This is a genomic window from Spiroplasma gladiatoris (assembly GCF_004379335.1).
Classification (GTDB): domain Bacteria; phylum Bacillota_I; class Bacilli_A; order Mycoplasmatales; family Mycoplasmataceae; genus Spiroplasma_A; species Spiroplasma_A gladiatoris.
In genome coordinates this window covers 1-21,627 of record NZ_CP038013.1, presented here as the reverse complement: position 1 = coordinate 21,627, position 21,627 = coordinate 1, and the positions used below count along the sequence as shown (strand labels likewise).

Sequence of the window (21,627 nt, the reverse complement as noted above, 5' to 3'; positions counted from 1 at the left end):
TATTATCCTCTCGGTTTCATTTGAGGGAATAATAAAACATCTTTAATTGATTCTGATCCTGTTAATAGCATAACTAGTCTATCGATTCCAATACCTATTCCAGCAGTTGGAGGCATTCCATATTCTAGTGCTTCAACAAAATCAATATCCATATCATTTGCTTCATCATTTCCTTGTCTCGCTTCTTTGATCTGATCTAAAAATCTTTCAAACTGATCAATTGGATTGTTTAACTCTGAAAAACAATTTGCATATTCTCTATTAACAATAAATAGTTCATATCTTTCTGTAAATCTAGGGTCTTTTGGGTTAGCTTTTGCCAATGGTGATATTTCTCTTGGATGTCCATATACAAAAGTTGGTTCAATTATTTTTTCTTCTACAAATTCTTCGTAAAACAAATTAATTATATGCCCGACTGAGAAGTGGTGATTTTCAACTTTAACGTTGTGTTTTTGAGCAATATTTTTTGCTTCTTCATAAGTAATCTCTTTTCAAAAATCAACTCCTGTTACTTCTTTAATTGCATCAACCATATGTCATCTTTTAAAAGGTTTTCCTAAATCTAAATCATAACCTCCATAAGATAATGTAGTTTTTCCATTAACAGCTATAGCGCAAGTTCTGATTACTTCTTCACATAAGTCCATTAAAAAGTACATGTCTTTATACGCAACATATAATTCAATTGATGTAAATTCAGGATTATGTCTTGTACTTAATCCTTCATTTCTAAAAATTCTTCCTATTTCATATACACCTTCAAAACCACCAACTATACATCTTTTTAAGTGTAATTCGGTTGCAATTCTTAAATAGAATTGACTATCCAAAGCATTATAATGAGTTGCAAATGGTTTGGCTGCAGCTCCACCACTTAATGAGTGTAAAATTGGAGTTTCAACTTCCATGTACCCTTTTTGATCTAAAAAGTTTTGAATTGTTCTGATTATTTTACTTCTGTTAATAAAAGTTTTTTTAGTTTCAGGATTAACTATTAAATCTACATATCTTCTGCGATATTTTTCTTCAATATCTGCTATTCCTAAATGTTTGTCCGGTAACGGTTTTAAAGCTTTTGATAAAAGAAGAGCTTTTTTAACTCTTATTGTTAATTCTCCATGATCTGTTTTCATCATTGTACCTTTAACTCCAATAATGTCACCTAAGTCAAGATTTTGAAAATACTTGAATTCTTCTTCTCCTACTTCATCTTCTCTAACATAAATTTGAATTATAGAGTTTTGGTCTTGAATATTTGCAAATATTGCTTTTTTCCCCGCTTCTCTAAAAAGTCTTATTCTTCCTGCTGTTGAGATTTGGTCTTTATTGTTTGCTAATTCTTCTTTTGAAAAATTTGAATAGTTTTCAATCAATTGATTGATTACATGAGTTCTATCAAAAACTGTTATTTCAAAAGGGTCTCTTCCTTCTCTTACTAATTTTTGATATTTTTCGCGTCGAATAATTTCTTGTTCACTAAAATCTCTTTCAAAATTATCGTTCATAATTTTCTCCTATTTCTAATTCATACATTTTAAATAAATTATTTAAATCGTCAATATTTTCTATTTGGGTTGCTAATTTTTTCATTTCTATAACTATTGGTTCTTTTTTTAATCTTGCTAAATATCACAAAACCTGCTTCCGCATTTCTCTTATTGCAAATTCTTCTCCACGCATCTCTATTAAAAGATTTGTATGACGAATAACTGTTTCTTTTCACTCTTGATATGATGGTTTTTCAAGTTCTTCTCCAGTATCTAAATAATGTTGTATTTCTCTAAAAATTCAAGGATTTCCTTGTGCCGCTCTTGCTATCATTATTCCATCACAACCAGTTTCTTCGATCATCTTTTTAGCTGTTGGTCCATCAGTTACATCACCATTCCCTATTACAGGAATAGAAACAGCTTCTTTAACTCTTTTAATTCATGATCAGTCTGCTTTTCCGGTATAAAATTGGTTTCTAGTTCTACCATGAACCGCAATAGCTGACGCTCCGTTTTTTTCTGCAATCTTTGCAAGTTCTACAACATTTTTGTTGTTTTCATCTCAACCAATTCTCATTTTTACAGTTACAGGTTTATTTGTATTTTCAACAACTGCTTTTATAACTTCTCCAACTCTTTCTGGGTATTTTAATAAATTAGCCCCCGCTTGACTTCTTAAAGCTACTTTTGGAGCGGGACAACCCATATTGATATCAATTATATCACACTCAGAAAGCTCTTCTACTATTTTTGCCCCTTCTACAAAAGAGTTTGTATCAAAACCAAAAATTTGTAAGGTAATCGGGTGTTCTAGCTCTGAAACTTCAATCATTGTCTTTGTTTTTTGATTGTTATGAACAAGACCTTCAGTGCTAACCATCTCTGCATAAACAAGAGATGCTCCTTTTTCCTTACAAATTATTCTAAAAGCTGCGTTTGTTGTTCCAGCCATTGGACCTAAAAAAACTTTACCTTTTAAATTAATGTTTTTAATTTTCATTAGCTAATTACTTCTCCGTTAATGTATAAGAAGCTATTAATCTCAGTGAATTTAACATAAATATGTTTAGAAATTGAACCAAAAAATTCTTGAATATGCATAGTTACAGCTTCTTGCTTTAAAGGTCTACCCTTTCATTCTATAGAAATATAGATAGCATCCTTTTCATAACCGTTCCCAATTAACTTTGCTTCCTCATTTCAAAAAACAAATTGTTCAATGTCTGCGTTGATTAATTGAGCTAATTCTCCTATTTTTTTAAAATATTCTTGTACCTTATTTTCAGATATACCTCTAAATGTAAAAACTGGCATACTTTTTTCCTACCTTTTCTTTTTTATTATAAACAATTTTTTAAGTTTTAAAAATAAACATACAAGCTTTATTGTTAAAATTACTAAAACGTAATGATTAAGATCAGTCAATTTCAGATGGTTTTTTTGGATTTGGATTGTTTGTTAATTGATCAATCAACCCATTTCTAACATGTATTACAGTATCTCCAATTTCTGCAATGTTTGGGTTGTGAGTTACAATAATAACAGTAGTTTTAAATCTGTTTTTAACTTCTAATAATATTTCTAAAACTTTTCTACCCATTTCTTCATCTAAAGCTCCAGTTGGTTCGTCTCCGAATAAAATTTCAGGATTTTTTGCTAATGCTCTAGCGATTGAAACCCTTTGTTGTTGTCCTCCAGACATTTGGTGTGGGTATTTGTTCATTTGTTCTTTCATACCAATTGTTTCAAATATTTCTTCAATTGACATTGAATTTTCTGTTGGAACACTTAGGTTTTCTCCAACTTCAGCATTTTCTCTTGCTGTTAAATTTGATAATAAATTATATTGTTGAAATATAAATCCTACGTTTTCCCTTCTAAATTTTGTTAAATGTGAGTCTTTTAATAAAGTTAGATTATAGCCAACAGAGAACACATCTCCTGATGTAACTTTGTCTAGTCCAGAAATCGAGTTAAGTAATGTAGTTTTACCTGAACCAGAGGGTCCTAAAATTACTATAAATTTACTTTTTTCAATTTTTAAATCTACGCCTTTTAAAATTTGTGTAACCATATCTCCATTTGTATATCACTTTTTAGCTCCGTACAATTCGATTGCATACTTATTTGTATCTGGTTGGTTACCTGTTGTAGAAATTATATCTTTATTAACTAATATATCTTTTGAATATTTACTTGTTAATTGTTTTTGTAATTTAATTCTTGTTTTATATCCTTTTAATCCAGTTTCATTAACTTCTGGAAAGTCAACAACTTTAAGAACTCTATTAGATAAGTCTTTTTTTGCAGCATACTTTTTAGCCTTAGCTAGCATTTTTTCTTTTGCTCTAGCTTGTTTTTCTGCAGCTCTTTCATCCTTAGTTAATTCAGGCAATCACTCTACATTATCTTTTTTACTTTTTTTTGCATTAGCTTTTTTATTATTAACTTTTGCTTTTGATTTAATATTATCTGGATTATTTTTATCTGATCCATTATTTGAGTTTGTACTTGTCATAAAACACTTCCTTATTTCAAATTAAATAACGTCTAAAATATTATATCATATTTTAATTTAGTAGGTTTTTTAATTCATTTGCTTCAATATTGTATTGTTTTTTACAAAAATCACAAATAACTTCAACGACTTCTCCTTCATTGTAAGCTTTTTGGATTTCGTCTTGCCCTAACATTTTTATTGAATTCATTACTTTTTCCAAATTACATGTACATTCAAATTTTAGTTCACTAACACTTAAAACTTTTGCATCTTCACAAATATCTTTTAGTAAAGCTTCATAGTTTGTTGTTTCTAGAAGTGTTTTTTTTAAATGATCAAGTGTTCCAATTTTTTCTTCAATAAAATCAATATCTTCATCTTTAAATCCAGGTAATAATTGAATAATTATTCCGCAAGCTTTTTTAATGCTTCCATCGTCATTTATTTCAACAGTAGAAGTTATTAGTGAATTTATTTGATCTGAATGTTGTAAGTAATACATAAAATCCATATTTATCTCTCCAGAGATCATTTCAACTTTTGAAGTGTAAGGTTCGCTTCCTCCATTATCTCTTGAAACTTGTAAAAAACCAGACTTTCCAACAGCTTGTGCTAACGGACTTGCTTCGTTTTCATTTAGCCTAGAAGCATCAAAGTTTGGATTTTCAATATATCCTCTAATAGTGTTGTTTTGAAACTCTGCAATAACTGATCCGACTAAGCCCATTCCATTAATATTTGTTGTCATTTTAGTTCCATCTTTAATACTTAAACTTAACAAAGAGTTTGCTATTATTGTTCTTCCTAAAGCCACAGAAGCTAATGGGTTTGATTTTTGTAGTTTTATTATTTTTTCTAATGATTCTGAAATGTCAACAATTGCCATTTTTACATTTCTTTTTGAGCTTGTAGCTCTAATTTGCATATCCATTTGTTACCTCCATTTTACATACAATAATTATAAATTAAAAACTCTTATATAAGAGTAATTTAGAGATAAAAAAAATCTGTGTATAACACAGATTTAAGTTAGATTAGTTTTTTGTATCGCCTTCATCAGCATCAGGTTCAAATTCCAAGATTTCTCCGGCTTCTCTTTTTTTATCTTCTTTTGCTTTTCTTTCTTTTTCTAAAATAACTTCGTTTGGTAATTTATTATTTTTATTAATATAGTCAATTTGTTCTGCTGTAATAGTTTCTAAAACCCTTAATGATTCAGCGATTAATTCTAATAACTCTTTGTTTTCATTAATGATTTTAATTGCTATTTTATAACATTCATCAAGCATATTACTAATTTCTTGATCAATTTTATAAGCTACTTCATCAGAATAAACACCTTTAGTTTGACCATAAGCTTCTTCTGCCATTGTCAAATATTTTGTTAAACCAAGTTTAGACATACCAAATTGAGTAACCATTTTTCTAGAAATGTTTGTTGCTTTATCTAAATCGTCATGAGCTCCTGTTGTAATGTTATCTTTTCCAAAAATAACTTCTTCAGCTGCTCTTCCTCCTAGATAACCTGCAATAGCTGCATGTAAATCTTCTTTAGATGAAAAGTTTGATTCATCTTTTGGAGTCATTATTGTATATCCTCCGGCGTTTCCACGAGGAATAATAGTTACTTTTTGAACTTTTGAAGCAGATCTTAATTTTAATCCAATTAAAGCGTGACCAGCTTCGTGATATGAAACTATTTGTTTATCTTTTAGTGTCATAGCTCTTGATTTTTTTGCTGGTCCCCCGACAACTCTATCAATAGCTTCATCAATATCGTTAATTGTTATCATTTTTCTTTTTTCTCTAACAACTAATATTGCAGCTTCATTTAATACATTTTCTAGTTGAGCTCCTGAGAACCCAGGAGTTCTTTCAGCTATACGTTTTCAATCAATTTCTGGTGAAACAGATTTGTTGTTTGCATGCAGTTTTAGAATTGCTTCTCTTTCTCTAATATCTGGTAAAGAAATTTGAATAGTTCTATCAAAACGACCTGGTCTTAATAAGGCAGGATCAAGAACATCAACTCTGTTAGTTGCTGCCATAACAATAACTCCAGAGTTTGTTCCAAATCCATCCATTTCAACAAGTAATTGGTTTAAAGTTTGTTCACTTGTTCCAAGACCCATTGAAGAGTTTCTTTTTCTACCAACCGCATCAATTTCATCAATAAAGATTATACAAGGTGCGGCTTTTTTAGCATCAGAGAATAAATCTCTAACTCTGCTTGCTCCAAGACCAACAAACATTTCTTCAAATTCTGATCCGGCCATAGAGAAGAAAGCAACATTAGCTTCCCCTGCAACAGCTTTTGCTAAAAGAGTTTTTCCTGTTCCAGGAGGCCCTTCCATTAGAACACCCTTAGGAACTCTTGCCCCCATTTGTGCATATTTGTTTGGATTTTTTAAATAGTCTACAATTTCGACTAATTCTTGTTTTTCTTCATTAATACCTGCTACATTTTTAAATTTTACGTCAGACTTGGTTTCTCTTGGTCTTTGTTTATTGTTACCAAACATGTTACCACCCATGCCTCCGCCTTTCATCATGCTTGAAAACATTCAGATGTAGAAAACAACAATTAGTACTGTTGGTATAAGACTAACTAATAATTGTTTCCAAGTATTACCTTCTTCATAACCTAACATCATATCTGCAATTCCTAAACCTTTGAAAGAATAGTAGTCTTTCTCGTCAAGAACCGCCATAAATTTGTATATTTTTCCAGCAGAAGTATAGTAACCTTCTAATACATATACACCGTTTGATGTAACTTTAACAGATACTTGACCTGTTATACTTGAAGCATTTTGACAAAGTTGATCATAATTCCATTTTGTTACAGTTCCTTTTTGGAAATAGTACAAAACAACCCCAATAACAATTAAAACTGCCAAGAATAATATTCATAAAAATATCTTTCTTTTATTTTTCATTTTTTGTTTCACCTTTTCTAGGACAATATTTTGATTTTATCATTAATTTAAACTATTTTTTATTTTCTTATTTTTTTTGTCATATATAATAGCTTGATAAAACCTAAAATAATAGCTTGTTTTTTGTTTTTTATAAAATAAATTAAGTTTTTTATCTTGATAAAATAAATCATTTTTATGATACTCTCAATTATTTGTTATATATAATTTTTTATCAAAATCGTTGATATCTTCTTTCAAAAATAAATAATTCATTTCATTTATATCTAAAAGACCTATTGGCTTATCTATAATTTTGTAAGCTTGTAAGTTAATAAATTTAATGTATTGACGGTCCTTAATTAATAATAAACTTTCAATTTGTATTTTTATAAAAGACTTTGAAGACATTAATTGTTTGATAATCTCTTTTAAAGTATTTTTTTTCCTTGAATAAAAGATATCACCAAAACCTTTACTTTCAAAAAAACTAAATAGTAATCTCTCGTTGAAATGAAAATCTTTGTTGAAATGTTTAATACTAAGATCTGTTTCTAGAATAGAATAAATTTTTTTGTACTGTTTTTTTAATAATATATTTTGTTCTTTTTTTTCTTTTAATAAGATCTCAAAATCATTTTCACTCAACTTGCTTCTGATATTATTTCTTAAATATTTTGTATCAAAGTTTGTCGAATCAATAGCATAATTTATACTATTTTCTTTTAAGTAATTTAAAATCTCAGACTTCTTAACTTCTATTATAGGTCTTAAAATTTTTTTTTCTTTATAATAAGTTTCTTTTTTTATTCCCCAATATTTAGTTAAATTATTTTTTTGTTTTTGCATTAAGTAAGTTTCTATATCGTCATTCATGTTGTGCGCAATAAGAATTTTGTCAAAATTAAATTTTTCTAGTTGCTCTACAAAAAAATCATACCTTTGTTCTCTTGCTCAAGCTTCAAAATTTTTTTCTAGATTTGAATAATCTTTTCTTATATCTTTTACAATAATAGCAATATTATTTTTTTTACAAAACTCTATAGCAATATTTTTATCTTTTTCAGAATCTTCTCTAAAATTATAATTAACATGACAAGCAATAATTTTTGCTCTATTTACTTTTTTTATTAAGTTGTCCAAAAGAAATAAACTGTCTGGTCCACCAGATAAACCAACAATGTATTTTTTTTTATTGCATATCTTCATCAGATAAGTCTCCAAATACTTTTTTCATTTCATTTGTGTATGTTCCATTTTCATTGTGAACATAAAAGTTTTTCATAATATTTATTCCACAATTACCGTCATTTATAGCGTCTAAAAGTATTTTTTTTGGTTGTTGGTTTTTTTTTGAATAAATAAATTGTAAATTTTTAATTTTAAAATTATTCTTTCAAAGTAAATAAATAATTTCATCTAATCTTTCTGCTAAATGCACCATCACAAACCTTCCTCCATTTTTTAGAGCTACTTTTGCTGAAAAAATAATTTCTTCTAAATTTATTAAAGTTTCATGTCTTGCAGGAATTAAAGTTTCACTTTTTTTATTCAAATTTGAATCTTTATTAGTTTTAAAAAATGGAGGATTACAATAAATAATGTCAAAATAATTATTTTTATTTTTTAAAAAATCTTTTATGTCTTCGTTTATTATTTCTATTTTTTTATCCAAGCAATTTAACAAAACATTTTCTTTTGCGATATCTGAAGCTCGCTTTTGAATCTCTACTCCAGTTATTTTTGTTTGATCATTTGAGAACTTTGAAACTATTAATGGAATAATTGCATTATTTGTACCAAAGTCACAAATTTTTTTTTCTTTTGTTTTAGGTTTGTAAAAATTTGCAAGCAGAATTGAATCTAAACAAAACGAAAACATTTCAGTATCTTGAATAATATTTAAATTTTTATAATTTAAAACTTTGTTAATCACTTTCATTAGATAGCCTCATATATACTGATAAATAAATTTTCTATAACTAAATTTGTATAAGAAGAGTTTTTTAATTCTAAAATAGAGTCTAAAAAAATATCTGCTAACTTTGGATAACTGTTTAAAATAATTCTGTGAAAGACAGATTCTAAATTTTTTATTTGATCTAATTTATCTATTTTTTTAAATTCTCTTGCATATAATAATAAATTTTCTTTCTCTTTATTTAAAATAAAATCTTCTATATCTGATTTATGAAATTTTTCGTTTTGATCACCGTTAATAACAATAGATAAACATCTTGATTTTATAGTTTGAAGAACTTGATTAAGATCATTAGTTAATAAAATTGCCAAAGTGTTTTTTGGCGGTTCTTCCAAAAATTTTAATAAAGAGTTTGCAGAAACTTCTGATAAGTTTTCTGCATTTTTAATTTTGTAAATTTTGTAAATTGTGTTTTCAATATTAGTAGAAGAAAAAGTTTTTATTAGTTTACTTACTTCCTCTTTTTTAATTTTTTCAATTCCATTTCCTAAGTTTAATATATTGTAAGATAAGTTTCTTGATGCTTTAATACATCATTCGCAATCATCGAACTCTAAAGATGAGTTTTTACAAACAATCATTCTAGAAAACTCGTTTGAAATTTCTTCTAAAATCTCTTGATTAGGACAAGCAAATAAAATTGCATGATGTAAAGTTTTGCTTTTTATATTTTTATTCAAGTAATTCAATGTATCTGTTTTATTCATTATTGTTTGAAATTAACTCTCCAATAGCATTATCTACAATAAATTTAACTTGTTGCATAACTTCGTTAATTGGTTTTCTTGAGTCAATAACCTTTATTCTTTCTGTATTTTCAGAAATTAACATTTGATAACCCGCATAAACAGCCTCATGAAATTTTTGATCTTCTTTTTCTAATCTATCGGGATTTCTTTTTCTGTTAAGCAAACGAACTTGTGCTTCTTTTGGAGTAATATCAAAAAAAATTGTTATGTCTGGTTTTGTAGTTCCTAAAACTATATTTTGAACTTCTTCTACATCGGTTACTCCAATATTTCTTGCGTATCCTTGATAAGCACTAGTCGAGTCCATAAATCTGTCACATATAACTATAATCCCATCTTTTAAAGCTGGAACAATAACTTTATCTAAGTGTTGTCTTCTCGCCGCAATATATAAAAGAGTTTCTGTTCAAGGTGTCGGATTTGATTCTGTGTCTAAAATTATTTTTCTAATTGTTTCTGCTAAAGGTTCTCCTCCTGGTTCTCTTGTTAATAAAACTCTATGACCACTTTGCATTAAAGAGTCTTTCAACATTTTTGATACAGTTGTTTTTCCAGAACCATCAATTCCTTCTAGTGTTATAAAAAGCATACTTCTTTTATCCTTTCTCAATATTTTTTCTATTATTTATAGCATCTTCTAAAGTTTTAGAATCCATATAATCTAAAACTCCACCTAAAGGAATTCCCCTTGCAATTCTTGTTATGCCTTTGATATTATTTTTTAATTGGTTAGCAATATAATTTGCAGTAACTTCGCCCTCAAAAGTTAAATTTAAAGCCAATAATATCTCTACTTCCTTATTTATTCTAGCAAATAATTCTTTTATTTTTAGGTTTTCGGGTTGAATATTTTTATTTAAATTTATTTCCCCATTCAAAACATGTATCAAACCTTTGAAATTACTTTCTAATATTTTTTGGGCATCAGTTATAAAAGATACAACACAGATAAAATTTTTATCTCTTAATTCGTCATCGCAAAATGAACATTTATTTTGAAACTTATAAAAATTACACCTTTCGCAAATTGAATAACTTTCAGAAATTTTGTTTATAGTTTCAATTAATTTATCTTTTTTACTCTTACTTGTCATAATTTGAAAAAAAATTTTTTTTGCCGCTTTGTTACCAACACCATCAAACTGTTTTAAAATTTCTATTAATTCATCCATATTAGTCCACCACTTTTATGTTTATTTTTAAAAGTTTTTTTGCTCTTTGTAAATATATACTTTCGTTTTCTACTTTACTTAAATTTGTATAGTAATTAATTGCATTAATTTTTTCATAATTTTGTTTTAGTGTGTTTGTTTTTTTTCTATACATATATTCTTCTTTAATATGATTTCATCTATATTTGTCAATACAAATCATAGCAAACTCATTTCCTAATTTTTGAAAAATTAGCTTTCTGAATTCGTGATCTTGAAATTTATTATTAATTCAGTTTGCAGTTAAACTGTCTTCAACAACTATTAAAACAGCTTCATCGTTTGCAGCTCTAACTTTAACGTTGTAAAAATAGATTGTATTTTTTAAATCTTCTTCGTTATCTTGGCTTTCTTTAATTAAAAGCTCAAACTTTTCTTCAAATATTTTTCTTCCTTCTTTTGTTGCTCCAACAATTAAATTAAAAATTTGATCGTCTGTAACTTTAACTTCAGAAATCAAATTATTTGTTTCAAGACATAAAGTCGATATTTGATAATTTAATAATTTGCTTTCTCCCTCTTCTTCTTTAAAAACTTTTTTTCTATCTTTTTCAAGTTTTTCATTCTCTGCTTCAACTTCTTTTTTTTGATCAATTATTAATTCATTTTGTAATTCTTGAGATATTGTTTTTGTTTCTTCATAAACTTTTGCAGGTTTTGTAACAATATCATTTTCTTTTTTAACTTCATTTTTTGATAAAGTGTTGTTTGGTAAAGAAGAATTGACTTTTTTGTTTAAATTAACTACACTTATATGTGTAGTTAATTCTGCTACAGTTTTTAATATGTTGATTAATATATATTGGTAGTTAATATTAGAATTTTTAGACTTTGTATAAGCATTTGTAATATTATCAGATAGACAAAATAAATCTTTTAACTCAATGTCTGATAATTGATCTATATCTTTTTTTTCTAAAATGCTTAAAACTTCTAATGAGTTTGTCATTTTAAAAGTTATTATTTCTTTTAAAATATTTAATAGACCAATACAAGTTGATTGAAAATCTAGTCCTTGGTTGTTTGCATTTTCAAAATAATCAATTATATTTTTTGAGTTTTTAGAAAATATATTTTTTATGATATTTAATTTTTCTTCTTTAGTTGAAATATAAAATACTTTTTTAAGTTCATTTATAGTGATTGTTTCTTTAGCTATTATTAAGGTTTGTTCTAACAAATTAAGAGCATCTCTTAATGAACCTTCAGACATGTAAAATAATTCTTGTAAGGCTTCTTTATCAATTTCTTTTCCTTCAGCTTTAGAAATTTCAATAAGTTTCTTTTCTACAGATTCTTTTGAAATTTTTTTAAAATTATATATTTGACATCTTGAAATTATTGTTGCTGGTATTTTAAAATACTCAGTTGTTGCCAAAATAAAAATAACATGAGCAGGTGGTTCTTCAAGAGTTTTTAACAAAGCATTAAAAGCTGAGTTTGTTAACATGTGAACTTCATCAATAATATAAACTTTAAACTTAGATATTGTTGGTAATGTGTTTACATTATTATTAATGTTTCTTATTTCATCTACTCCATTGTTTGAAGCTGCATCCATTTCTAAAATATCTGGGTTTGCATTTCTGTTAAACTCTAGGCAACTCTTACAATCGTCACAAGATTTGTTGTTATTTAAATTTTCACAATTAATCATTTTAGCAAAAATTTTTGCCATAGAAGTTTTTCCTGTACCTCTTTGTCCTGAAAACAAAAGTGCATGAGGAAAATTATTTCTTTCTACTTGAATAGAAAGAATTTCTTTGATTTCTTCATGTCCTGCTACTTGATCTAAATTTTTAGGTCTATAAATTCTATATAAGGATTTTTTGTTTTCCATTAAAAATTACTCCTCTAATAATTTAATTTTACATACTATTTCTAAGCTTTTTGAAAAATTCTTTTAGTGTTATTTCATACAACTCGTTTTTATTTGAATTTATTTTAATGAAATTTATTTTAGTTTTATATTTATCATAAGGAACCTTTCAGTTATCTAAAAAATAATAAACACAAGAAATATTAACCTGTTCTATTGCAGCAATACACATTAAACATGGTTTTAAGGTTACTACCATATTGTAATCTGATAAATTTTTAGAGTTATTAGTTTTATATAATTTGTTAATTACTTTAATTTCTGCATGTCCTGCAATATCTTTATTCTGCATTCTAACATTTCTTGCACTTGCAACTATTTTGTCTTCTTTAAATAATAAAGCTGCTACAGGTACATCTTTTGAGACTTCACATTCTTTTAGTTTTTCTTCTAATTTTTCTCAAATTTCATTTGTCATATATCTAATTTCTCCAAATAAAAAAGTCACTGTACAAGGCACTAGATTCTTATGGCTGCTACCTTCCGGTCCTGACCAAGTTCGAACGTCACCCTTACAATGACATACTAATATTACCATATATTTATTTTTTTCAATAATTTGTTTATTTTTTTTTTTTTTTGTTTCACGTGAAACATTCAAATAATAAAAAAATGTTTCACGTGAAACATTTTAATCAATATACTCTTTGTTATTAAAGTAAGGTCTCATGATTTCTGGAAGAATTAGTTTTTCTCCATCGTAGTAATTTTCTAAAATGGCTGCAAACAAGCGATCAATTGCTAATCCTGAACCATTTAATGTATTAACATAATCTGTTTTTCCTTCTTTATTTTTATATCTTGCCATCATTCTTCTGGCTTGAAAATCTCCACAATTAGAACAAGAAGATATTTCTCTAAACTTGTTTTGGTTAGGGAATCACACTTCTAAGTCATAAGTTTTTTGTGAAGAGAATCCAACATCACCACAGCACAACTCTACAACTCTATAAGAAAGGTTGAACATTTGCAAACACTCTTCTGCATCATTAAGCATTTTTTCCAACTCTTTTTCAGAGTTAATAGGTTCACAAATTTTAACCATTTCAACTTTATTAAATTGATGTAGTCTTATCATTCCTTTTGTATCTCTTCCTGCGCTTCCAGATTCTTTTCTAAAACATTGAGAAAACGATGTTAAATAAATTGGCAAGTCTTTTTGTTCTAAGATTTCATTTCTTACAATATTAGTTAAAGAAACTTCTGAGGTAGGAATTAAATATTGATCGCCAACTTTATAAGCATCATCAGCGAATTTAGGTAATTGTCCTGTACCTAACATATTTTCTTCATTTACTAAAATCGGTAGAGTAATTTCTTTATAACCATTTTTTACATGTCTGTCTATTAATATGTCAGCAAGGACTCTTACAAACTTAGCCCCTTTACCTGTGTAAGAAAGAAATCTTGAACCTGATATTTTAACTCCTAATTCAAAATCTACTAGTTTAAGTTTTGTCGCAATATCTCAGTGAGCTTCATTATTACTTTTCATATTAGGTGTTAATCATGTTTTAATTTCAATATTATCTTCATCATCTTTACCTTCTGGCATTTTTTCATTAGGAATATTAGGAATTTGAAGTAATTCTTTATTTAGATTAATTTCTAAAGTTTTTAAATTTGTATCTAAACTTTCTATAATTTGATTTATTTCTATAACTTTAGTTTTTAATTGCTCTTGTTGATCTATTTTTTTTTCTCTTGCAAGAGTACCTATTTCTTTTGAATATTTATTTTTTTTAGCTTTAAGGTCTTCAACTTCTTTTATAATAGTTTTTCTTTTTTTGTTTAAGTCTAAAATGCTTTGCAATTTATCTGTATAGTCGTTTTGACGTTTGTTTAATTGCTTTAAAACATTCTCAAACTCATTTTCAATCCTATTAATATCAATCATTAGTAATCTCCTTTTTTATATTCTATTGCTGTTGCTGTTATCGTTTCGCCTGGTTCTAAACCAAATCCGATTACACCAATAGAGTTTCTTGATTGTAGATTAATATCCTTTGCTTCGATTTTTATAATTTTCCCTTTTGAGGAAATCATTATTAAATCATCAGTTTCTCTTATAGCGTGAAATGATTTAAACTTACCTGTTTTATCATTCAATTTCATTCCAGTAATTCCTTTTGAACCTCTACCATAAATACTATAATCACTAATTAAAGTTTTTTTCATTATTCCTGATTCTGATATTGTAGCAACAATTTCATTTCCATAATTTGTTACAGCTTTAACAACTGCGTCATCTTTATCTAGAGAAATTCCTTTAACACCGATTGAAGACCTTGACATCGCTCTAACATCTGTCTCATCAATTTTAAGTATTTTTCCTTTTTCTGATCCAATTAAAATTTCATTCACACCAGCACTTGGAACAACTGAAACTAGTTCGTCCCCTTTATTTAAAATAATAGCTATTTTACCAAAATTATTTATTTTATCAAATTCTTCTATAGGTACTTTTTTAATTGTTCCTTTTTTAGTAACAAAAACTAAATACTTAAATTTTTTATTTTTGTTTTTATAGGAAAGGACTGCTGTTATTCTTTCTGTTGAGTTAATACCTATAAAATTTATTATAGGAAGACCTCTTGATGTTCTTGTAAATTGTGTAATATTGTATCCTTTTACTTTGTAAACTTTTCCTTCGTTTGAGAAAAATAGTACATCATCTTTTGTCTTTCCCATTTGTGAAATAACAATATTATCTTCAGGATAAGAATTGATTATGATTCCTTTCCCTCCACGTTTTTGAGTTTTGAATTCTTCTGAACTAAGTCTTCTAATATAACCGCTCTCTGTGATAGTTAGAATCATTCTTTGATCTTGAATTAATTCTTCTTCTTCAATTTTAGTTTGCGATTCATTTATTATTACAGTTCGCCTATCGTCACCATATTTGTTTGCAATATCTGTTAGCTGTTGTTTTAATATAAAATTTTGTTCTTCTTTAGAATTAATTATTTTTTCAAGTTCTGCTAATCTTAGCTCAAAGTTTTTAATGTCAGTTTCAATTTTTTCTCTTTCTAAACCAACTAATCTTTGTAGTCTCATGTCTAAAATCGCTTTTGCTTGTACTTCGTCAAAACCAAAGTTTTCTTTTAGTTTTTTATAAGCTATTTCATTTGTTTTTGAACTTCTAATAATTTGAATAATTTTATCGATATTATCAGAATCTAAAGCAATTTTTAAAGCATACAATAAGTGTAGTCTTTTTTTAATTTTATTTTTTTCGAAAATTGATCTTTTTAAAATCATATCAATTTGGTGTTTTACATAAAATTTTATTATATCTTTGATGTTTAAAATCTGTGGTATTCCGTTATTTAGAGAAAGCATGTTAATTGCAAAACTTGTTTGTAGACTTGTATATTTATAAAGTCTTTTAATAATCAATTGAGCATTTGTGTTTTGAGATAAATCTAAAACTATTCTTATGCCTTCATAATTTGATTCATCTCTAATATCTGTTATTCCTGTAATTTGTTTATTTTTATATAGTTCAGCTATTTTCTCAACTATTCTTATTTTATTAGTTTGATAAGGTATTTCACTTATTACTATTCTTTGTTTTTTAGACGTGTCTTCAATTTCTATTTTTGCTCTTACTATTAAACTTCCTTTACCAGTTTTATATCCATCAATCATATTAGAACCATTTGTCATTAATGCTCCTGTTGGAAAATCTGGACCTTTAATGAAAGTTAAAATTTCATCGATTGTAATATCTGTATTTTCTATATATGCAATAATCGCGTCAACAACTTCTCTTAAATTATGAGGCGGTATATTAGTAGCCATTCCTACAGCAATTCCGGTTGCTCCGTTAACTAAAAGATTTGGAAAATAACCAGTTAGATATTGTGGTTCTTTTTCAGAAGCATCATAATTATCTATATAAGGAACAGTTTCCATATCAATATCTTTTAATAACATTGAAGATATTTTTGATAATCTTGCTTCAGTATAACGCATAGCAGCTGCTCCATCACCATCAATCGATCCAAAATTTCCATGACCTTCAACTAAAGGATAACGATAAGAAAAGTCTTGTGACATTCTTACCATTGCTTCATAAACTGAACTGTCTCCATGTGGGTGATATTTACCAATAACATCACCAACAATACGAGCTGATTTTTTATGTGGAGTATCTGAAGTAATTTTTAAATCATTCATAGAATATAAAATTCTTCTTTGCACAGGTTTTAAACCATCTCTTAAATCTGGAAGAGCACGACTAACAATAACACTCATTGAATATTCTAAAAAATCTTTTTCAACTTCGTCTTTAATATCTATTTCTAATATTGTTTCTTTATTGTCAATCATTTAATCACCTCAATTTTATATATCTATATTTTCTACGAATTGCGCATTCTCTGTTATAAAATTTCTACGCATTTCTACATTTTCTCCCATTAAACTAGAAAAAACTTCATTTGCCATGAAAGCATCATCTACTTTAATTTGTAACATTGTTCTTCTTGATGGATCCATAGTTGTTTCTCATAATTGAATTGCATCCATTTCTCCTAATCCTTTGTAACGTTGAATTACATATTTCAAATCTTTATATTTATCATTTTTTAGAACTTCTAATTGTAAGTCAGAGTATGCATAATCTACATTTTTTCCAGACTCAATTTTATAAAGTGGGGGTTGTGCGATGTAAATATTTCCATTCACAATAAGTTCTTTCATATAACGATAAAAAAAAGTTAATAATAAAACTCTAATATGAGCACCATCAACATCAGCATCGGTCATAATTACAATTTTTTTATATCTTAATTTATTTAAATTTAAATCTTTTTTAACACCTGTTCCAATAGCTGCTATTATTGATTGAATTTCGTTGTTTTCAAAAGCTTTAGCTTGTTTTACTTTTTCAACATTTAATACTTTTCCTCTTAAAGAAAGAATTGCTTGAAATTTACGATTTCTTCCAATTTTTGCACTACCTCCAGCTGAATCTCCTTCGACTAAATAAAGTTCTGAAGTTTCTGCATCTTTAGATTCACAATCTGCTAATTTCCCTGGCAATGAAAAATTGTCAATTGCTGACTTTCTTCTTGTATCTTCTCTTGCTCGTTGAGCTGCTTTTCTAGCTTTTTCTGAAATAATAATTTTTTCAATAATACTTTTAGCGTCATTTGGGTTTTTTAAAAGAAATTCTTTAAAATTTTCAAACAAAATATTTGAAACCGCTTCTTTTGCATCTAAGTTAGAAAGTTTTGCTTTAGTTTGTCCTTCATAAAGTGGATCAACATGCTTAATTGAAATTACTGCACATAATCCTTCTTTGATATCATCAAAAATAAATTTTTTTCCTTTATAGTTTTTTTGATTACCTACATAATAATTAATCGCTTTTAAAATTGAAATTTTAAAACCTTCTTCGTGTGTTCCACCTTCACTTGTAAAAATGTTGTTACAAAATGAATAAATATTTTCATCGTATGTATCGTTATATTGGATCGCTACTTCAACATCGATTTTATTAAATAATTCATTTACATAAAATATTTCACTTCCAATTTTTTCTTTTCCACTATTAATTTCTTTAATATAATCTTTAATACCATCTTCAAAACAATAAGAAAGATGTTTGTCGTATTTTTGATCTATTAAATTTATTTTTAACCCTTTATTTAAAAATGCAAGTTGTTTTATTTTTGTTTGAATAATTTTAAATTCAAAAGTTGTTGTTTCTTTAAAAATTTCTGGATCTGGTTTAAATTTAACTATTGTTCCATTTTGATCTGAAGCTCCTAATTCTTCTAATGGCGTTGCTTTTGTTCCACCCTCTGAAAAATACTGTTTATACATTTTTCCATCTCTCATAACAATTGCTTCAACATATAAAGAGAGTGCATTAACCACACTCGCTCCTACACCATGAAGACCACCAGAGATTTTATAAGCTGATTCATCAAACTTACCTCCAGCATGTAAAACTGTAAAAATAGTTTCCAAAGTAGTTTTTTTAGTTTTTGGATGAATATCAACCGGAATACCTCTTCCATTATCTTTTATAATAATTTCGTTTTCTTCAGTTATTACAATTGTAACCTCATCACAAAAACCTGCTAATGCTTCATCAACAGAATTATCTAAAATTTCTCATATTAAATGATGTAACCCGTTTTTGTTAGTATTACCAATATACATTCCAGGTCTCTTACGAACAGCTTCAAGTCCTTCAAGAACTTGAATTTGATTTGCACCGTATTTGTTGTTTGACATAACGATTTTCTCCCACTATTGCTATTATACCATTTAAAGGTATAGATAATATGCTAGTTAGAAAACATCGGCAATATTATTTGACTTAAAGAAGTATCTTCACTTGAAGCAATAACAATCGGTGTTTTTGAATCTATAAAACTTATTTCAATAATTTTTGTTTCAAAACTTCTCAAAGAATCTAAAATAAATTTTGAATTAAAATAAATGTTTTGATCATCTATACCTCTTAACTCAAAATCTTTAAATTCTTCCTCAAAACTTCCAATTTGTTGTATGTTTGATTTTATTGAAATTACATCTCCATCTAAAACAAAATTTACAACTGTTGAAGTGTTTTCTTCACTTGGTATATCTGCTCTTGATATTAGTTTATAAAAAGTTTTGTTTTCTACAAAAATTGTACTGTTAAAATCAGTTGGAAAAACTCCGTTAACATCAGGAAATTGCCCCTCTAACAAAGTAGATTGAATAATAGTATCTTTGCTTCTTATAGAAATTAGATTATCATGGACTATAATTTTAATCATTTGCTTATCGTCAATAACTTTTATTATTTCAAAAACACTTTTAAAAGGTACGTTTGCTGTAACTTTTTCAATTACTGAACTTTCTAAAGAAATCAATTTTCTAGAAACTCTAAACCCATCAGTTCCAGTTATGTAAAAGTTATTTGCCTCAGCTAAAAAATTCAGTCCTTGTAAAACAATTTTTTGATTTCATTCATTAACCGAAATTATAGTTTGATTCATTCCTTTTTTTAATTCAGATCCATAAACTTCAAAAAACACCCCTTCTTCTTTAAAAAGAATAGTAGGAAAATCGGTATGTTCTAAAACATTCAATAAAAATTCCGATTTATTTCCTGACAATGTTATTATGTTTGTTTCAACTTTATTTAAAGAAATAATCTCGTCTTCCATTCTTTTTAAAATTTCAATAAAGTTTTTTCCTCTAATTAAAAAAATTCCAGCTTCTTTTATTTCTAAATCATGTTGATTTGCATAAGTTGAAGTTTTAATAGAAACTGAACTATTTGTTGAAACGATTGAAATTTTATCAGTTTCAACTTCTATTAATATTCCGGTACACGCAGGAACAGGATTCTTATAATCAATAATTCTATTACATTTACTTAATTCATCAATAAAATAATTTCTATTTATTTTAAAATACATATATTCACCCCTACTATTAGATTATTATTAATTATTTATTATTATTATAGTGTTAATAAGTGGATAATTGACTACAACCTAAACTTTATAAGTCGTGAGAGATATCGATATTAACACCGCAAAAAAGTTATTCACAACTATGAAGTTATTTCTTTTTTTATTTTTATAAGCAATTTTTTAAACACCTTGTCTGTATTTATGAGTTCATTTATTTTTTTGAATGCGTGCATAACAGTGGTGTGATCTTTACCTCCAAATGAAACCCCAATTTCGGTATAATTTCTTTTTAACAATTCTCCTGTTAGGTACATAGCTAAATGTCTAGCTAAAACAACTTTTTGCAATCTTATTTTAGAGTCAATTGAATTTGGAGCTATTCCATAGTTTTGTGAAACAACGTTTTTTATTTTTTGCACAGTTATTTCTCCACCAGGAGCATAAGAATAGTCAGATAGAAATACTGTAACTTCATCATCGTTTATTAAATTTGAAGAATCAATTTTATTTTGAATCAAAGCAAACTCAATTTTGTTAATTGCCCCTTCAATTTTTCTAACATCAGAACCATAGTAAGATGCAATGTAGCGTTTAGCTTCATCCGAAAGATTTATATTAGCAACTTTAGCTTTATGATCAATTATATTTATTGCAGTAATCGTATCAGGTTTTTCTATTTTTACATTTAATCCTTGAGTGAAACGTGAAATTAGTCTTTTATCAAAACCGTTTAACGCTTCAGCATATTTGTCTGAAGTAATAACGATCTGTTTATTGTTTTCAATGCATGAATTAAATAAATCAAAAAAAATTTCATTAGTTTTATCACTTTTTGCTAAAAATTGAATATCATCAATTAATAATACGTCTAAATTATTAAATTTGTTTTTTGTAGCTTCTATTTCATGAAAACCTCCCTGCAGAGAATCTATAATTTCTTTTCTAAAATCTGATGATGTATAGTATTTTATTTCTATACCTTCTTGTTTTTTACAAAGTTCATTATTTATGGCTTTTAATAGGTGAGTTTTTCCTAACCCAGAGTCTCCAAAAATAAATAAAGGATTTCATTTATTTCCAAGATTATTAACAACAGCTTTTGTAGCTTCTAAAGCGTTCTTATTGCTAATCCCAGGAATAAAGTTTTCAAATGAAAACTCATTATTTTTATTCTTTTTTTGTTTATCAACTATTTTTTGTATTGATTTTTCTTTATTAAAAGCTTCATTTGTTAAAATAGAAAGTACAATTTCTTTTTCTAACAAATAATTCATTTGTTTGTTAATATTATTTTTCATATATTCTAGGTGTTTTTTTGCAACTTCACTTGAAACAACAATTGCTAAATGATCTTGAGACAATGTTTCTAAAGTTGCTTTTTTAATATAATCATCGTAAATGTTAGGTTCAACATTTTCTGAAGTTATCAATCACCCTTTTATGTTTTTTCATAGCTCTGAGTTTTTCAT

Annotated in this window: 18 protein-coding genes and 1 other RNA gene; all 19 read right to left on the bottom strand. The window is 27.0% G+C overall.

Going from position 1 to position 21,627, the window contains the following annotated elements:
- Positions 1-2: 2 nt before the first annotated feature.
- The 19 genes from lysS to dnaA all read right to left on the bottom strand — a co-directional run bounded on the left by lysS (position 3) and on the right by dnaA (position 21,627).
- Complete coding sequence (gene lysS / locus SGLAD_RS00095; RefSeq protein ID WP_134297021.1) at positions 3-1,508, bottom strand: lysine--tRNA ligase; 1,506 nt, start codon at positions 1,506-1,508, stop codon at positions 3-5.
- On the bottom strand, positions 1,498-2,493 hold the full coding sequence (dusB, locus tag SGLAD_RS00090) for a tRNA dihydrouridine synthase DusB (protein WP_134297020.1): 996 nt from the start codon (positions 2,491-2,493) through the stop codon (positions 1,498-1,500). Before dusB ends, lysS begins: the two co-directional genes overlap by 11 nt.
- Positions 2,493-2,807 (bottom strand): DUF1904 family protein, encoded by a 315-nt coding sequence (locus SGLAD_RS00085; protein ID WP_134297019.1) that lies wholly within the window; start codon positions 2,805-2,807, stop codon positions 2,493-2,495. Before SGLAD_RS00085 ends, dusB begins: the two co-directional genes overlap by 1 nt.
- A 97-nt stretch (positions 2,808-2,904) precedes the next feature.
- Entirely contained in the window at positions 2,905-3,888 is a 984-nt protein-coding gene (locus SGLAD_RS00080) for an ABC transporter ATP-binding protein (protein ID WP_425057116.1), read from the bottom strand.
- 175 nt (positions 3,889-4,063) lie between these two features.
- The gene (locus SGLAD_RS00075; protein WP_134297018.1) at positions 4,064-4,924 is read right to left on the bottom strand and encodes an Hsp33 family molecular chaperone HslO; all 861 of its coding nucleotides are present in this window, start codon (positions 4,922-4,924) and stop codon (positions 4,064-4,066) included.
- Positions 4,925-5,027: 103 nt separating this feature from the next.
- On the bottom strand, positions 5,028-6,932 hold the full coding sequence (gene ftsH / locus SGLAD_RS00070; protein ID WP_134297017.1) for an ATP-dependent zinc metalloprotease FtsH: 1,905 nt from the start codon (positions 6,930-6,932) through the stop codon (positions 5,028-5,030).
- 42 nt (positions 6,933-6,974) lie between these two features.
- Entirely contained in the window at positions 6,975-8,120 is a 1,146-nt protein-coding gene (gene tilS, locus SGLAD_RS00065) for a tRNA lysidine(34) synthetase TilS (RefSeq protein ID WP_166739139.1), read from the bottom strand.
- Positions 8,104-8,853 (bottom strand): tRNA1(Val) (adenine(37)-N6)-methyltransferase, encoded by a 750-nt coding sequence (locus SGLAD_RS00060; protein WP_134297015.1) that lies wholly within the window; start codon positions 8,851-8,853, stop codon positions 8,104-8,106. The genes tilS and SGLAD_RS00060 overlap by 17 nt, the downstream gene beginning before the upstream one ends.
- Complete coding sequence (locus SGLAD_RS00055; protein WP_134297014.1) at positions 8,853-9,599, bottom strand: hypothetical protein; 747 nt, start codon at positions 9,597-9,599, stop codon at positions 8,853-8,855. The genes SGLAD_RS00060 and SGLAD_RS00055 overlap by 1 nt, the downstream gene beginning before the upstream one ends.
- Entirely contained in the window at positions 9,592-10,230 is a 639-nt protein-coding gene (gene tmk / locus SGLAD_RS00050) for a dTMP kinase (RefSeq protein WP_134297013.1), read from the bottom strand. Before tmk ends, SGLAD_RS00055 begins: the two co-directional genes overlap by 8 nt.
- A gap of 7 nt (positions 10,231-10,237) precedes the next feature.
- Complete coding sequence (locus tag SGLAD_RS00045; RefSeq protein WP_134297012.1) at positions 10,238-10,813, bottom strand: toprim domain-containing protein; 576 nt, start codon at positions 10,811-10,813, stop codon at positions 10,238-10,240.
- 1 nt (position 10,814) lies between these two features.
- Positions 10,815-12,692 carry a DNA polymerase III subunit gamma/tau gene (dnaX, locus tag SGLAD_RS00040; protein WP_134297011.1) on the bottom strand — a complete coding sequence of 626 codons (1,878 nt, stop codon included), beginning with the start codon at positions 12,690-12,692 and terminating at the stop codon, positions 10,815-10,817.
- A 28-nt stretch (positions 12,693-12,720) separates the two neighbouring features.
- Positions 12,721-13,149: a deaminase gene (locus SGLAD_RS00035; protein ID WP_134297010.1), complete on the bottom strand. Its 429-nt coding sequence runs from the start codon at positions 13,147-13,149 to the stop codon at positions 12,721-12,723.
- A gap of 19 nt (positions 13,150-13,168) precedes the next feature.
- Positions 13,169-13,256: signal recognition particle sRNA small type (gene ffs / locus SGLAD_RS00030), an RNA gene on the bottom strand.
- Positions 13,257-13,362: 106 nt separating this feature from the next.
- Positions 13,363-14,628 carry a serine--tRNA ligase gene (gene serS, locus SGLAD_RS00025; RefSeq protein WP_134297009.1) on the bottom strand — a complete coding sequence of 422 codons (1,266 nt, stop codon included), beginning with the start codon at positions 14,626-14,628 and terminating at the stop codon, positions 13,363-13,365.
- Positions 14,628-17,066 carry a DNA topoisomerase (ATP-hydrolyzing) subunit A gene (gyrA, locus tag SGLAD_RS00020; RefSeq protein WP_134297008.1) on the bottom strand — a complete coding sequence of 813 codons (2,439 nt, stop codon included), beginning with the start codon at positions 17,064-17,066 and terminating at the stop codon, positions 14,628-14,630. Before gyrA ends, serS begins: the two co-directional genes overlap by 1 nt.
- A gap of 15 nt (positions 17,067-17,081) precedes the next feature.
- Positions 17,082-18,983, bottom strand: a complete 1,902-nt coding sequence (gene gyrB / locus SGLAD_RS00015) for a DNA topoisomerase (ATP-hydrolyzing) subunit B (RefSeq protein ID WP_134297007.1) — start codon at positions 18,981-18,983, stop codon at positions 17,082-17,084.
- 53 nt (positions 18,984-19,036) lie between these two features.
- Positions 19,037-20,161 carry a DNA polymerase III subunit beta gene (gene dnaN / locus SGLAD_RS00010; RefSeq protein WP_134297006.1) on the bottom strand — a complete coding sequence of 375 codons (1,125 nt, stop codon included), beginning with the start codon at positions 20,159-20,161 and terminating at the stop codon, positions 19,037-19,039.
- A gap of 137 nt (positions 20,162-20,298) precedes the next feature.
- A complete protein-coding gene (gene dnaA, locus SGLAD_RS00005; RefSeq protein ID WP_166739183.1) occupies positions 20,299-21,627 on the bottom strand; it encodes a chromosomal replication initiator protein DnaA in 1,329 nt (442 codons plus the stop codon).